The organism is Haemophilus haemolyticus (assembly GCF_003352385.1).
In the GTDB taxonomy this organism is placed as follows: Bacteria; Pseudomonadota; Gammaproteobacteria; order Enterobacterales; family Pasteurellaceae; genus Haemophilus; species Haemophilus haemolyticus_I.
Window position 1 is genome coordinate 827,401 of sequence record NZ_CP031243.1, and the last position, 13,242, is coordinate 840,642.

Annotated in this window: 11 protein-coding genes, 3 tRNA genes and 1 other annotated feature; of the genes, 7 read left to right on the plus strand and 7 right to left on the minus strand. The window is 38.2% G+C overall.

All coding sequences use genetic code 11. From position 1 onward, the window contains the following. Window positions 1-41: 41 nt before the first annotated feature. Together nagA and DV428_RS04240 are read left to right on the plus strand one after the other, a co-directional pair. On the plus strand, window positions 42-1,187 hold the full coding sequence (gene nagA / locus DV428_RS04235; RefSeq protein WP_114908792.1) for an N-acetylglucosamine-6-phosphate deacetylase: 1,146 nt from the start codon (window positions 42-44) through the stop codon (window positions 1,185-1,187). 132 nt (window positions 1,188-1,319) lie between these two features. Continuing rightward, entirely contained in the window at window positions 1,320-2,075 is a 756-nt protein-coding gene (locus tag DV428_RS04240; protein ID WP_114908793.1) for a class I SAM-dependent methyltransferase, read from the plus strand. Window positions 2,076-2,137: 62 nt separating this feature from the next. On the opposite strand, the gene DV428_RS04245 is transcribed toward DV428_RS04240, so the two are convergent. After that, on the minus strand, window positions 2,138-2,839 hold the full coding sequence (locus tag DV428_RS04245) for a YggS family pyridoxal phosphate-dependent enzyme (protein ID WP_114908794.1): 702 nt from the start codon (window positions 2,837-2,839) through the stop codon (window positions 2,138-2,140). A 170-nt stretch (window positions 2,840-3,009) separates the two neighbouring features. After that, window positions 3,010-3,128, plus strand: a sequence feature (Thr leader region). Between the two features lie 35 nt (window positions 3,129-3,163). Here DV428_RS04245 and thrA point away from each other — a divergent pair. From thrA to thrC, 3 genes are read left to right on the plus strand one after another with little or no spacing between them, the layout of a single operon-like run. Further along, complete coding sequence (thrA, locus tag DV428_RS04250) at window positions 3,164-5,611, plus strand: bifunctional aspartate kinase/homoserine dehydrogenase I (RefSeq protein ID WP_114908795.1); 2,448 nt, start codon at window positions 3,164-3,166, stop codon at window positions 5,609-5,611. Between the two features lie 12 nt (window positions 5,612-5,623). After that, window positions 5,624-6,568, plus strand: a complete 945-nt coding sequence (gene thrB, locus DV428_RS04255) for a homoserine kinase (protein WP_114908796.1) — start codon at window positions 5,624-5,626, stop codon at window positions 6,566-6,568. 42 nt (window positions 6,569-6,610) lie between these two features. Further along, complete coding sequence (thrC, locus tag DV428_RS04260; RefSeq protein WP_114908797.1) at window positions 6,611-7,885, plus strand: threonine synthase; 1,275 nt, start codon at window positions 6,611-6,613, stop codon at window positions 7,883-7,885. 210 nt (window positions 7,886-8,095) lie between these two features. On the opposite strand, the gene DV428_RS04265 is transcribed toward thrC, so the two are convergent. The 5 genes from DV428_RS04265 to DV428_RS04285 form a co-directional block, all read right to left on the minus strand. Beyond that, a tRNA-Lys gene (locus DV428_RS04265) sits at window positions 8,096-8,171 on the minus strand. Window positions 8,172-8,221: 50 nt separating this feature from the next. Further along, a tRNA-Leu gene (locus DV428_RS04270) sits at window positions 8,222-8,308 on the minus strand. 4 nt (window positions 8,309-8,312) lie between these two features. Further along, window positions 8,313-8,388, minus strand: a tRNA-Gly gene (locus tag DV428_RS04275). A 154-nt stretch (window positions 8,389-8,542) separates the two neighbouring features. Then, window positions 8,543-9,100 (minus strand): CDP-diacylglycerol--glycerol-3-phosphate 3-phosphatidyltransferase, encoded by a 558-nt coding sequence (pgsA, locus tag DV428_RS04280; RefSeq protein WP_114908798.1) that lies wholly within the window; start codon window positions 9,098-9,100, stop codon window positions 8,543-8,545. A 100-nt stretch (window positions 9,101-9,200) separates the two neighbouring features. Then, window positions 9,201-9,803: a peroxiredoxin C gene (locus DV428_RS04285; protein WP_114908799.1), complete on the minus strand. Its 603-nt coding sequence runs from the start codon at window positions 9,801-9,803 to the stop codon at window positions 9,201-9,203. A 137-nt stretch (window positions 9,804-9,940) separates the two neighbouring features. Between DV428_RS04285 and metC the strand changes: the two genes are divergently transcribed. Continuing rightward, complete coding sequence (gene metC, locus DV428_RS04290) at window positions 9,941-11,128, plus strand: cystathionine beta-lyase (RefSeq protein WP_114908800.1); 1,188 nt, start codon at window positions 9,941-9,943, stop codon at window positions 11,126-11,128. A 48-nt stretch (window positions 11,129-11,176) separates the two neighbouring features. Here the strand turns inward: metC and DV428_RS04295 are convergent, their stop codons facing one another. Next, window positions 11,177-11,728 (minus strand): hypothetical protein, encoded by a 552-nt coding sequence (locus DV428_RS04295; RefSeq protein WP_114908801.1) that lies wholly within the window; start codon window positions 11,726-11,728, stop codon window positions 11,177-11,179. Window positions 11,729-11,874: 146 nt separating this feature from the next. Between DV428_RS04295 and mpl the strand changes: the two genes are divergently transcribed. Next, window positions 11,875-13,236, plus strand: coding sequence for a UDP-N-acetylmuramate:L-alanyl-gamma-D-glutamyl-meso-diaminopimelate ligase (mpl, locus tag DV428_RS04300; RefSeq protein ID WP_114908802.1), 1,362 nt, complete (start codon window positions 11,875-11,877; stop codon window positions 13,234-13,236). Window positions 13,237-13,242 lie beyond the last annotated feature (6 nt).

Genomic DNA, 13,242 nt, shown 5'->3' on the forward strand with positions numbered 1-13,242 from the left:
AGAGCGGTAATTTTTCTGATTATTTTATTTAAGGACAAAAAATGAGATATGCATTAACGAATTGTGTGATTTACACAAAATATGATGTTTTACGTGATTTTGCTGTAATTATTAACGGTGAAATTATTGAAGCGATAGTTCTACAAGCTGAATTAGAAACAGGTATCAAAACTATTGATTTACAAGGTAATAATTTAACTGCTGGTTTTATTGATCTGCAATTAAATGGCTGTGGCGGCGTGATGTTTAACGATCAAACTAGCGTTGAAACCTTGGAAATTATGCAGGAAACTAACTTGAAATCAGGTTGTACAAGTTTCCTTCCAACTTTTATCACGGCACCAGATGAAAACATAAAAAGTGCGGTGAAAATTATGCGTGAATATTTAAACAAGCATAAAAACCAAGCACTTGGTTTACATATTGAAGGACCGTTTATCAGCGTTGAGAAAAAAGGGGTACACCGTCCCGAATATATTCGTGAAATTACGCCTGAAATGAAAGATTTCCTCTGTGAAAATGGTGATGTTATTACAAAAATTACCATTGCCGCAGAAAACCCAACCATTAACTATACGCCTGATTTTGTGAAAGCGGGCATTATTGTCTCTGTAGGACATTCTAATGCGACTTATGAAGTCGCTAAAGCCGCATTCCACAAAGGCGCAACTTTTGCGACTCACTTGCATAATGCAATGTCGCCAATTAGTTCTGGTCGTGCTATGGGCGTAGTAGGTGCGGTACTCGATTCAGATGTTTACACTGGTATTATCGTGGATGGTGTGCATATCAATTACGGCAATGTTCGCATTGATAAAAAAATCAAAGGCGACAAACTCTGTATTGTGACTGACTCTCTTGCTGCAGCAGGTGCGCCACCTGAATTGGAAACCTTCACCTTTGTAGGTAAAACTATTTATATCCGAGATGGCCGCTGTTTTGATGCGAACGGTACGATTGCTGGCGCATCAATTACCATGATCGAATCTATTAAGAATGCAGTGGAGTTTGTAGAAATTCCGCTTGCTGAAGCAATTCGAATGAGTAACCTTTATCCTGCACGAGCAATTGGTGTGGATGATCGTTTAGGTTCGGTAGAAAAAGGAAAAATTGCGAATTTAGCTGTGTTTACGTCAGATTATAAAGTGACAGCAACCGTGCTCAATGGTGAATGGAAACCTAATTGATTTAAAGTGCGGTAAATTTTCCTGATCTTTTATAGCCCAACCAATCGGTTGGGTTATTTTTTGCTTTACTACTTTAATAAGAATAATTTTCATCTATAATACGAAAACCAAGTTAATTACTAGGAGATAGATATGGCAAAAGATGAAGTAGGGCATAATTTTCTTGCACGTTTAGGTAAAACTCGTTTGCGTCCAGGTGGTAAAAAAGCGACAGATTGGTTAATTGCCAATGGCGATTTTAGCCAAGATAAAAAAGTGTTAGAGGTTGCCTGTAATATGGGAACGACAGCCATTGGATTGGCGAAACAATTTGGTTGCCATATTGAAGGTGTTGATTTAGACGAACATGCGTTAGAAAAAGCACAAGTAAATATCGAAACAAATGGCTTGCAAGACAAAATTCATGTGCAGCGAGCGAATGCGATGAAGTTACCTTTCGAGAATGAAAGTTTTGATATTGTCATCAATGAAGCGATGCTGACGATGTTACCCGTGGAAGCTAAGAAAAAAGCCATTGCAGAATATTTTCGAGTATTAAAACCCAATGGCTTATTGCTTACTCACGATGTTATGCTGGTGGGGAATGATCATCAAACCATTCTAGAAAATATGCGCAAAGCGATTAACGTGACGGTAACACCATTAACGAAAGATGGATGGAAAGGAATATTCCAAGAAAGTGGCTTTAGAAATGTTGATACTTTCTCTGGTGAGATGACCTTACTTTCACCAAAAGGAATGATTTATGATGAGGGTATTCTGGGGACGTTAAAAATCATCCGTAATGCCATGAAAGCGGAAAATCGTGAGCAATTTAAAAGAATGTTTAAAACCTTTAATGATCCTGAACATAAATTACATTTTATTGCTGTATGTAGTCAAAAATAACATGAAAAAACGAACCGCACTTTTATGTGCGGTTCTCTTTTTCTTACGATAATTTTTTCAATTTATTTTGAATAATCTCTTGCACCGAAAATTGCAGTACCAATGCGTACCATAGTAGAACCGCATTTTATTGCGCTAGGCATATCGTCCGTCATTCCCATAGAAAGCGTATCTATTTGTTGATTGGGTAAGGCTTGTTTAAGTTGTTCAAATAAATCAGACATTTTTCTGAACACGGCTTCTTGCTCAGAGATATTATCGGTTGGCGCGGGTATTGCCATTAAGCCACGTAGGCATAAGTGCGGTAAATTTTCGATGTGTTTTGCTAGAATTAACATTTCCTCTAGTCGAATACCTGATTTACTTTCTTCATCGCTGATATTAATCTGAATTAAGACATTTAACGGTGCTTTGTTAGTTGGTCGTTGTTCATTTAAACGATCAGCAATTTTTGCTCGATCAAGTGTTTGCATCCAATCAAAATATTCTGCAACGAGACGGGTTTTATTCGATTGTAATGGGCCGATAAAATGCCATTCAAGGTTAATACCTTGAGATTCAAAATATTGGATCTTTTCTACACCTTCTTGCACATAATTTTCCCCAAAGGCTATTTGTCCAGCTTGATAAGCCGAAAGAATAGCGGAGATAGGTTTGGTCTTAGATACGGCAAGTAGTTTTACGGTATTTTGATTGCGTTTAGCTTCTTCGCAAGCTGTTTCAATTTTTTGATGAATTAGGTTGAGATTATGTTGGATATCCATAGGTTCTCCTTTATAAAAGTGCGATTAGTTTACACGAAATTTATTTACTGAGAAAATTTCTGAAAAATTTGTTACTTTCTGTTTGACAAGCTCGGGAAATTTCGGTATTTCTTTACGCATTCATTTTTCAAGATAAAACACAATGAAAAATAACCGCACTTTATCCGTAATCATTAGCACGATTACCACCATTATGATGACCATTACTATGATTAATGGCGCGGGTTAGTGCACCAAAAAACAGGATACAGAAAACCCGCGATTCAACTGAATAGCGGGTTTTTTTATAAATTTAAAAACACAATATCTCTAGGAGAACCAATCATGCGCGTACTTAAATTTGGCGGCACTTCGCTTGCAAATCCGGAACGTTTTTCCCAAGCAGCGAAATTGATCGAGCAAGCTCATTTAGAAGAGCAGGCAGCAGGTGTTTTATCAGCACCAGCAAAAATAACTAATCATCTTGTCTCCCTTTCTGAAAAAGCTGCACTAAATCAACCAACCGATACGCATTTCAACGAAGCAATCGAAATTTTCTATAACATCATCAATGGCTTACATGCCGAAAATAATCAATTCGACTTAAATGGCACGAAGGCGCTTATTGATGCTGAATTTGCTCAAATCAAAGGATTATTAGAAGAAATTCGTCAGGCAGGAAAAGTAGAAGATGCAGTTAAAGCGACGATTGATTGCCGTGGTGAAAAACTTTCTATCGCGATGATGAAAGCTTGGTTTGAAGCGCGTGGCTATAGCGTACATATTGTGGATCCGGTCAAACAATTATTAGCAAAAGGCGGTTATCTTGAATCGTCTGTTGAAATTGAAGAATCAACAAAACGTGTTGATGCAGCAAGTATTGCAAAAGATAAAGTGGTGCTTATGGCTGGCTTTACTGCGGGTAATGAAAAAGGTGAGTTGGTGCTGCTCGGTCGTAATGGCTCAGATTATTCTGCAGCCTGTTTAGCCGCTTGTTTAGGCGCAAGCGTATGCGAAATTTGGACCGATGTGGATGGCGTTTATACTTGCGATCCACGTTTAGTGCCTGATGCTCGTTTATTACCAACTCTTTCTTATCGTGAAGCAATGGAACTTTCTTATTTCGGTGCGAAAGTGATTCATCCTCGTACGATTGGCCCATTGTTGCCACAAAATATTCCTTGTGTCATTAAAAATACAGGAAATCCTTCTGCGCCGGGTTCGATTATTGATGGTAATGTGAAATCAGAAGGTTTACAAGTCAAAGGTATCACTAACTTAGATAACTTGGCGATGTTTAATGTATCAGGCCCTGGTATGCAAGGCATGGTAGGCATGGCATCTCGCGTATTTTCAGCTATGTCAGGTGCAGGCATTTCAGTCATCTTAATTACCCAGTCTTCATCTGAATACAGTATTAGTTTCTGCGTGCCCGTGAAATCTGCAGACGTAGCGAAAACCGTACTAGAAACTGAGTTTGCTAATGAATTAAATGAACATCAATTAGAACCAATTGAAGTGATTAAAGATTTATCCATTATTTCTGTAGTCGGCGATGGAATGAAGCAAGCGAAAGGCATTGCTGCTCGTTTCTTCTCGGCATTAGCACAGGCAAATATTAGCATTGTAGCGATTGCACAGGGTTCTAGTGAACGTTCAATTTCTGCAGTTGTGCCGCAAAATAAAGCGATTGAAGCGGTGAAAGCCACCCATCAGGCGCTTTTCAATAATAAAAAAGTAGTGGATATGTTTTTAGTGGGCGTTGGTGGAGTAGGCGGAGAATTAATTGAGCAGGTAAAGCGTCAAAAGGAGTATCTAGCAAAGAAGAATGTTGAAATTCGAGTTTGTGCTATTGCGAATTCCAACCGCATGTTGCTAGATGAAAATGGATTGTGTTTAGACGATTGGAAAACCGATTTAGAAAATGCGACTCAGCCATCAGATTTTGATGTATTGCTTTCTTTCATTAAATTACATCATGTGGTGAATCCAGTATTTGTAGATTGTACCTCAGCCGAATCTGTAGCAGGGCTTTATGCTCGAGCGTTAAAAGAAGGTTTCCATGTGGTCACGCCAAATAAAAAAGCGAATACACGAGAATTAGCTTATTACAATGAGTTACGTCAAAACGCTCAAGCAAGCCAACATAAATTCTTATATGAAACGAATGTAGGCGCTGGTTTGCCAGTAATTGAAAATCTTCAAAACTTACTTGCTGCGGGTGATGAACTTGAATATTTTGAAGGCATTTTATCTGGCTCGCTTTCCTTTATTTTTGGTAAATTGGAAGAGGGACTTTCTCTTTCAGAAGTCACCGCACTTGCCCGAGAAAAAGGCTTTACTGAGCCAGATCCTCGAGATGACCTTTCTGGACAAGATGTAGCGCGCAAATTATTAATTCTTGCTCGTGAAGCTGGAATTGAGCTTGAACTTTCAGATGTTGAAGTTGAAGGTGTATTGCCGAAAGGCTTCTCTGAAGGAAAATCTGCAGATGAATTTATGGTAATGTTGCCACAGCTTGATGAAGAGTTTAAAACTCGAGTTTCCACCGCTAAAGCTGAAGGCAAAGTATTGCGTTATGTTGGAAAAATTTGCGAAGGTAAATGTAAAGTATCTATTGTTGCAGTCGATCAGAATAACCCACTCTATAAAGTAAAAGACGGTGAAAATGCTTTGGCATTTTATACTCGTTATTACCAACCTATCCCACTTTTATTACGTGGTTATGGCGCAGGCAATGCAGTTACTGCGGCAGGTATCTTTGCAGATATTTTAAGAACATTACAACATTAATAAGGATTCCCAATGTTAAGAATTTACGCCCCTGCATCTAGCGCGAATATTAGCGTAGGTTTCGATACTTTAGGCGCCGCGATCTCTCCTATTGATGGTTCATTGTTAGGTGATGTGGTTCAAATAGAATCTATTTCAAGTGGTTTTGAGTTAGAAAGTGCGGGCTATTTTGTTCGCAAATTGCCGAAAGAACCACAAAAAAATATTGTTTACCAAGCTTATGTGCTATTTAGTGAGCAATTAAAATTACGTGGAGGAAATCTGAAGCCTTTGCGTTTAACGCTCGAAAAAAATATGCCTATTGGCTCTGGTTTAGGCTCTAGTGCTTGTTCTATTGTTGCTGCATTAGTGGCATTAAATCAGTTTCATGATGGCCCTTTTTCGAAAATGGAATTGCTTGAAATGATGGGAGAATTGGAAGGCCGTATTTCTGGTTCAATCCATTATGATAATGTCGCACCTTGCTATCTTGGCGGTGTGCAATTTATGGTGCAATCGCTCGGCAATATTTGTCAAAAGCTTCCATTTTTTGATAATTGGTATTGGGTGTTAGCATATCCTGGAATTGAAGTTTCTACTGCTGAAGCGCGTGCAATTTTACCGAAAAGCTATACTCGACAAGACGTGATTGCCCATGGTCGTCATTTGGGTGGCTTTGTACATGCTTGCCATACCCATCAGGAAAACCTTGCGGCGATTATGATGAAAGACGTCATTGCCGAGCCTTATCGTGAATCTCTGCTACCTAATTTTGCTGAAGTAAAACAGGCTACGCGAGACTTAGGTGCTCTTGCCACTGGTATTTCAGGCTCAGGCCCAACGATTTTCTCTATTGCTCCAGACTTACAAACCGCAATTAAACTTTCAACTTATTTAGAGAATCATTATTTACAAAATAATGAAGGTTTTGTGCATGTATGCAAGGTTGATAACGAAGGCGCAAGAGAAATTAAATAAGTTAATTTAAATAGATAAAATTAAATTGAAAACGGATTAAATATGAATTTATACAATATCAAACATCCCGAAGAACAAGTCACTTTTTCTCAGGCTGTTCGTCAAGGACTTGGACGGGATCAAGGTTTATTCTTTCCAGAAGTTATTCCTCAACTTAATAACATTAATGAATTACTTGAATTGCCTCTTGTTGAGCGTAGTCAAAAAATTCTAGGTGCATTAATTGATGGCGAGTTACCACAAGCAACGTTAGATGCAATGGTAAAAAATGCGTTTACTTTCACTGCACCGTTAGAAAAAGTGGAAGATAATATTTATGCACTTGAATTATTTCATGGGCCTACATTAGCATTTAAAGACTTTGGTGGGCGTTTTATGGCTCAGGCGCTTGCAGCAGTTCGTGGTGATGGCAAAATTACTATTTTAACGGCAACGTCTGGCGATACTGGGGCGGCTGTAGCACATGCGTTTTATGGATTAGAAAATATTAATGTAGTTATCCTTTATCCAAAAGGTAAAATCAGCCCATTACAAGAAAAGCTATTCTGTACTTTAGGTGGGAATATTCGTACTGTTGCGATTAACGCTGATTTCGATGCATGTCAGGCTTTAGTTAAGCAAGCCTTTGATGATGCTGAATTGCGCCAAGCTATCGGACTTAACTCTGCAAATTCTATTAATATTAGCCGATTATTAGCTCAAGTTTGTTATTACTTTGAGGCTGTAGCACAATTGCCAAAAGAAAAACGTGATAATGTTGTGGTTTCTGTGCCAAGTGGTAATTTTGGTAACTTAACTGCGGGATTAATTGCAAAAACCTTAGGCTTGCCAATAAAACGCTTTGTTGCCTCAACAAACGCAAATGATACTGTGCCACGTTATTTGAAGTCGGGAAATTGGGATCCTAAAACGACAGTTGCAACTCTTTCTAACGCAATGGATGTTAGTCGCCCAAATAACTGGCCGAGAGTGGAGGAATTGTTTAAACGAAATGGTTGGAATTTAACTGATTTAGGTTCGGGGATGCTAAGTGATAGCGAAACAGAAGATACCTTAAAAGCGATGCAGGCGAAAGGTTATTTATGTGAACCTCACGGTGCAATAGCTTACCAAGTGTTGAAAGATCAACTTAAAGCGGGTGAAACAGGAATCTTCCTGTGTACGGCGCATCCTGCGAAATTTAAAGAATCCGTAGAGCGTATTCTTGGTATTCAGCTTTCATTACCTGAAGCACTGGATAAACATAATCAGCTACCATTGCTTTCTGATGAAATGGATAATGATTTTGCACAACTACGGGCTTACTTATTAAAGTAATAAAATGCGGTAAATTTTTATTGTATTTTGGATAGCGCTTGATTTTCAGGCGCTATTTTATTTTAGAAAATATACGTAGCAATAAAATATATTAATTATTTTAGATTGGATAGAGAGAATAGCTATTTTTCAATAAGCCAGTAATTTGAAAGGTAGTACCAGATTTAGGCAATAAAAAAAACACCTTTCAGTGCTTACTTTATTTTAAAGTGGTGGGTCGTGAAGGATTCGAACCTTCGACCAACGGATTAAAAGTCCGCTGCTCTACCGACTGAGCTAACGACCCAATTAGGTGATTTTAAAGTAAATTTAAAAATCTTTGAATTGGTGTTTAAATGGTGCCCGAAGCCAGACTTGAACTGGCACGCCTCGAAAGGCGAGGGATTTTAAATCCCTTGTGTCTACCGATTCCACCACTCGGGCAAATTGGAGCGGGAAACGAGGCTCGAACTCGCGACCCCGACCTTGGCAAGGTCGTGCTCTACCAACTGAGCTATTCCCGCATTTATCACTAATCAGCATTGCTGCGTGACAACGGGGCGTATTCTACGGTTTTATAGTCTTGTGTCAAATGAAAAAATAAAAAAAAACTTTGTTTGATTAAAAATAAGACAAAATAATAAAAGTACGGTAGAAAATACCGCACTTTATCGAGAATTAGAGTTTGAGGTCATCTAGTAGACTACCTTTTGCAGCCTTTAAATATTGGAGCATTGACCATACAGTTAAAATAGCTGCGATATAAAGCAAGATAATAGCGGCAATTTCCATATAGTTATTGTAACGCCATAATAGTCCGCCTAGGGCTAACATTTGTGCTGTTGTTTTCCATTTCCCCCACCAAGATACTGCAACTTTATTACGTTCTCCAAGTTCAGCCATCCATTCACGTAATGCAGAAATTATAATTTCCCGAGAAATCATAATAATCGCAGGAATCGTAATCCAAAGAGAGTGTTGATATTCAACGATGAGAACCAAGGCTGCAACAACCATTACTTTATCAGCAACAGGATCTAAAAACGCGCCAAATCTTGTAGTTTGTTTCCATTTACGGGCTAAATAACCATCAAGCCAATCAGTAACGCCAGCAATAAAGAATATGAATGTAGTAATAAAAGGGGAAGATTCGATAGGTAAATAAAATGCAATCACGAAAAACGGAATCAGAATTACGCGAAACACCGTTAGGAAAATAGGAATATTAAATTTCATAGAAATGAACCGCTCTTGGGGTTAGGGATGCATCTATTCTAAAGTATCTAAGAATATAAAAAAAGCCACATTATGTGGCTTTCTTGTAAATAATTACGGATTAAAGTTTATCAGCGTTTTGTTTTAAGTATTTTGCAACGCCTTCAGGGTTATCTTTCATCCCTTCTTTACCTTTTTCCCATTGTGCTGGGCATACATCACCGTGTTCTTCATGGAATTGTAATGCATCAACCATACGTAACATTTCATCAATGTTACGACCTAATGGAAGATCGTTTACTACTTGGTGACGAACGACGCCATTTTTGTCGATTAAGAATGAAGCGCGTAATGCAACGCCTGCTTCTGGATGTTCAATACCGTATGCTTGAGCAATTTCGTGTTTTACGTCTGCTGCTAATGCATATTTAACTTGGCCGATACCACCATTTTCAGTTGGGGTGTTACGCCATGCATTGTGAGTGAATTGAGAGTCGATAGAAACACCAACTACTTCTACGCCACGTTTCTTGAATTCTTCATAACGGTGGTCAAATGCGATTAACTCAGAAGGGCAAACAAAGGTAAAGTCTAATGGGTAGAAAAAGATTACTGCAGTTTTTCCAGCAATGTGTTTTTTAAAGTTGAAGTTATCAACGATTTCGCCATTGCCTAATACAGCAGATGAAGTAAAATCTGGTGCTTGACGGGTTACTAATACCATAGTCATAATTCCTATATAAAGTTAAGTTGAAGTTTTGCCACATAAAACAGCGGCGCGATTCTATTTGAAACGCCAATATTTTTATACTCGATTTTATCTATTAAAGCAATTAATCTTATCTAAAATAAGGTGGAAATATGCAACAACACAATCTATCAACAACATTTGTCCATGCAGGGCGTAAAAAACGTTTTTCACAAGGCTCTGTAAACCCCGTTTTACAGCGAGCTTCTTCATTAGTATTTGACAGTATTGAAGATAAAAAACACGCTACTCAACATAGAGCAAAAGGCGAATTATTTTATGGCAGAAGAGGGACGCTAACACATTTTGCGTTACAAGATTTAATGTGCGAAATGGAGGGAGGGGCCGGTTGTTATCTTTATCCTTGTGGTGCAGCTGCTGTCACTAATTCGATTCTTTCTTTTGTAAAAACTGGCGACCATGTGTTAATGAGTGGTGCAGCTTACGAGCCAACCCAAGATTTCTGTAATATTGTGCTGAAAAAAATGCAGATCGATACAACTTATTACGATCCTCTTATTGGTGCTGATATTGCAACGCTTATTCAACCGAATACAAAAGTACTTTTTTTGGAGGCTCCGAGTTCTATCACAATGGAAATTCCCGATATTCCGACTATTGTGAAAGCTGCAAGAACGGTGAATCCTAATATTGTGATTATGATTGATAATACTTGGTCGGCAGGTGTTCTATTTAAAGCGTTAGAGCATGATATTGATATTTCTATTCAAGCGGGTACGAAATATTTAGTGGGTCATTCAGATATTATGATTGGTACTGCTGTTGCGAATGCGCGAACTTGGGATCAACTTAGAGAACATTCCTATTTAATGGGGCAGATGGTGGATGCGGATTCTGCTTATACGACTGCTCGTGGTATCCGTACATTGGGTGTACGATTAAAACAACATCAGGAAAGCAGTATTAAAGTAGCAAAATGGTTGAATGAGCAACCAGAAGTAAAAACTGTGTACCATCCAGCCTTACCAAGTTGCCCTGGTCATGAATTCTTTTTACGAGACTTTAGTGGTAGTAGTGGCTTATTTTCTTTTGAATTAACTAAGCGATTGACATCGAAACAAGTCTCAAATTTCATGGATCATTTTCAACTGTTCACTATGGCTTATTCATGGGGAGGATTTGAGTCTTTAATTCTTTGTAATCAGCCAGAAGAAATTGCACATATTCGTTCAAATATTAAACGTAACCTTACAGGTTCATTAATTCGTGTGCATATTGGCTTTGAAGATGTAGATGAATTGATTGCAGATTTAAAAGCTGGATTTGAGCGAATTGCCTAAAAGTGCGGATAAAAAAATGCCTGTTTTATACAGGCATTTTTTATAGGATTATTTTTGCTCTGACACTAAGCCAATTTTTGAACCGTCAGCAAAATGTACTGAAGTCCCGATAATATCTACTTGGATATTTTTTCCTTGTTGTAAGTGAGGACGAATTTGAGAAAGCACTGCTTCTTCAGTTGTTGATAATGTTACTGTTTCGCTAGCTTTTGGTGCAATAGTTTTTCCAAATTGTAATGCTGGAAGATTTGCTACATAGAATGGTAGGTTATTTTCTTTATAAACAGTTAACCATTGCGCTTCTAAAATAGCTTTATCACTTAAGTTTGTAATTTCATAAGTGATAGAAAACGATTTTAAATCATCTGTTACAGAAACATTTGTTACTTTTACATTCGCAACTTTTAGAAACTCTGCATTTGCTTGAGTGACTAAATCATCCGTTTTTACTTGAGGTTGTTGTACTGCTTGTTGAGCCGGTTGAGTAGTTTCTGTTGCTGCAGGTTTTTCTGCTACATTTTCTTCTTTATCGTTACAAGCGGTTAAGGCAATAGAGCTTGCGATGATAGTTGCGAAAAGAAAAGACTTATTAAATTTCATTGTTTATTCCCATTGAAGTGGTTAAATAATGGTTCAGTGGTGTTAATTATAGATCATATAGTTTGGTATGACAGTCTTTTCTTTTGAAAGTTCATAGAAGTTGTTTTATCATATTTTTCGTTTTCCTTAATCAACAGAGAAGCACAATGAAACATATTCATATCTTAGGTATTTGTGGCACCTTTATGGGTGGCGTGGCGATGATTGCTAAACAAATGGGCTATCACGTGACGGGTTCCGATACTAATGTTTACCCTCCAATGAGCACTTTTTTAGAAGAGCAAGGCATCGAGATTATTCCAAATTATGATGTTGCACAATTACAATCTGCGCCTGATATGGTAATTGTTGGTAATGCGATGAAGCGCGGTAATCCTTGTGTAGAATATGTGTTGGAAAATAATTTGAAATACACATCTGGTCCTCAATGGTTACATGATCATTTATTGCGCGATCGTTGGGTATTGGCGGTTTCAGGTACGCATGGAAAAACAACGACAACAGGTATGCTAACGTGGATCTTAGAACAAAATGGCTTAAAACCAGGATTTTTAATCGGCGGAATTGCCGGTAATTTTGGCATTTCAGCTCGTTTAGGAGACAGTCCTTATTTTGTTATTGAAGCTGATGAATATGATACAGCTTTCTTTGATAAACGTTCAAAATTTGTCCATTACAATCCGCGTACACTTATCGTAAATAACATTAGTTTTGACCATGCAGATATTTTTGATGATCTTAAAGCGATCCAACGCCAATTTCATCATATGATTCGAACCATTCCAGCAAGTGGCTTGGTATTAAGTTCGGCGAGTGAACAAAGTGCAAAAGAAACGCTAGCATTGGGATGTTGGTCACAACAACAATTTTTAGGCAAAGATAATGAGTGGTTTGCTGAGCGTATTACAAATGATGCTTCACATTTTGCGGTCTTCCATCATGGTGAAAAAGTGGCAGAAGTAAAATGGAATGTAGTGGGACAACATAATATGCATAACGCTTTAATGGCGATCGCTGCTGCTCATCATGCGGGTGTGGCTATCGAAGATGCTTGTAAAGCATTGGGATCTTTTGTAAATGCTAAACGTCGTTTAGAAGTGAAAGGTGAAGTTAATGGCATCACCGTTTATGATGATTTTGCCCATCATCCAGAAGCTATTCTTGCTACGCTAACCGCTTTACGAGATAAAGTAGGTGGTGGTGTGCGAATTTTAGCAGTGCTTGAGCCTCGTTCTAACACAATGAAAATGGGTGTTCATAAAGATGAAATTGCGCCAGCACTTGGCCGAGCTGATGAAGTGTTTATGCTTCAACCAGAACAACTTCCTTGGGAAGTGGCAGATATTGCAAACCAATGTGTACAACCTGCCTATTGGAATGCAAATTTAGATCGATTAGTCGATATGATTGTCGCTGAGGCCCAACCTACAGATCACATTTTGGTGATGTCTAATGGCAGTTTTGGTGGCATTCATCAAAAAATTCTTGATAAGCTTAAACAGAAATAATCAAAG

Bases quoted from the DNA above. Each gene is read 5' to 3' on its own strand.
- nagA (WP_114908792.1), top strand. From the start codon at position 42: ATGAGATATGCATTAACGAATTGTGTGATTTACACAAAATATGATGTT.
- DV428_RS04240 (WP_114908793.1), top strand. From the start codon at position 1,320: ATGGCAAAAGATGAAGTAGGGCATAATTTTCTTGCACGTTTAGGTAAA.
- DV428_RS04245 (WP_114908794.1), bottom strand. From the start codon at position 2,839: ATGGATATCCAACATAATCTCAACCTAATTCATCAAAAAATTGAAACA.
- thrA (WP_114908795.1), top strand. From the start codon at position 3,164: ATGCGCGTACTTAAATTTGGCGGCACTTCGCTTGCAAATCCGGAACGT.
- thrB (WP_114908796.1), top strand. From the start codon at position 5,624: ATGTTAAGAATTTACGCCCCTGCATCTAGCGCGAATATTAGCGTAGGT.
- thrC (WP_114908797.1), top strand. From the start codon at position 6,611: ATGAATTTATACAATATCAAACATCCCGAAGAACAAGTCACTTTTTCT.
- pgsA (WP_114908798.1), bottom strand. From the start codon at position 9,100: ATGAAATTTAATATTCCTATTTTCCTAACGGTGTTTCGCGTAATTCTG.
- DV428_RS04285 (WP_114908799.1), bottom strand. From the start codon at position 9,803: ATGGTATTAGTAACCCGTCAAGCACCAGATTTTACTTCATCTGCTGTA.
- metC (WP_114908800.1), top strand. From the start codon at position 9,941: ATGCAACAACACAATCTATCAACAACATTTGTCCATGCAGGGCGTAAA.
- DV428_RS04295 (WP_114908801.1), bottom strand. From the start codon at position 11,728: ATGAAATTTAATAAGTCTTTTCTTTTCGCAACTATCATCGCAAGCTCT.
- mpl (WP_114908802.1), top strand. From the start codon at position 11,875: ATGAAACATATTCATATCTTAGGTATTTGTGGCACCTTTATGGGTGGC.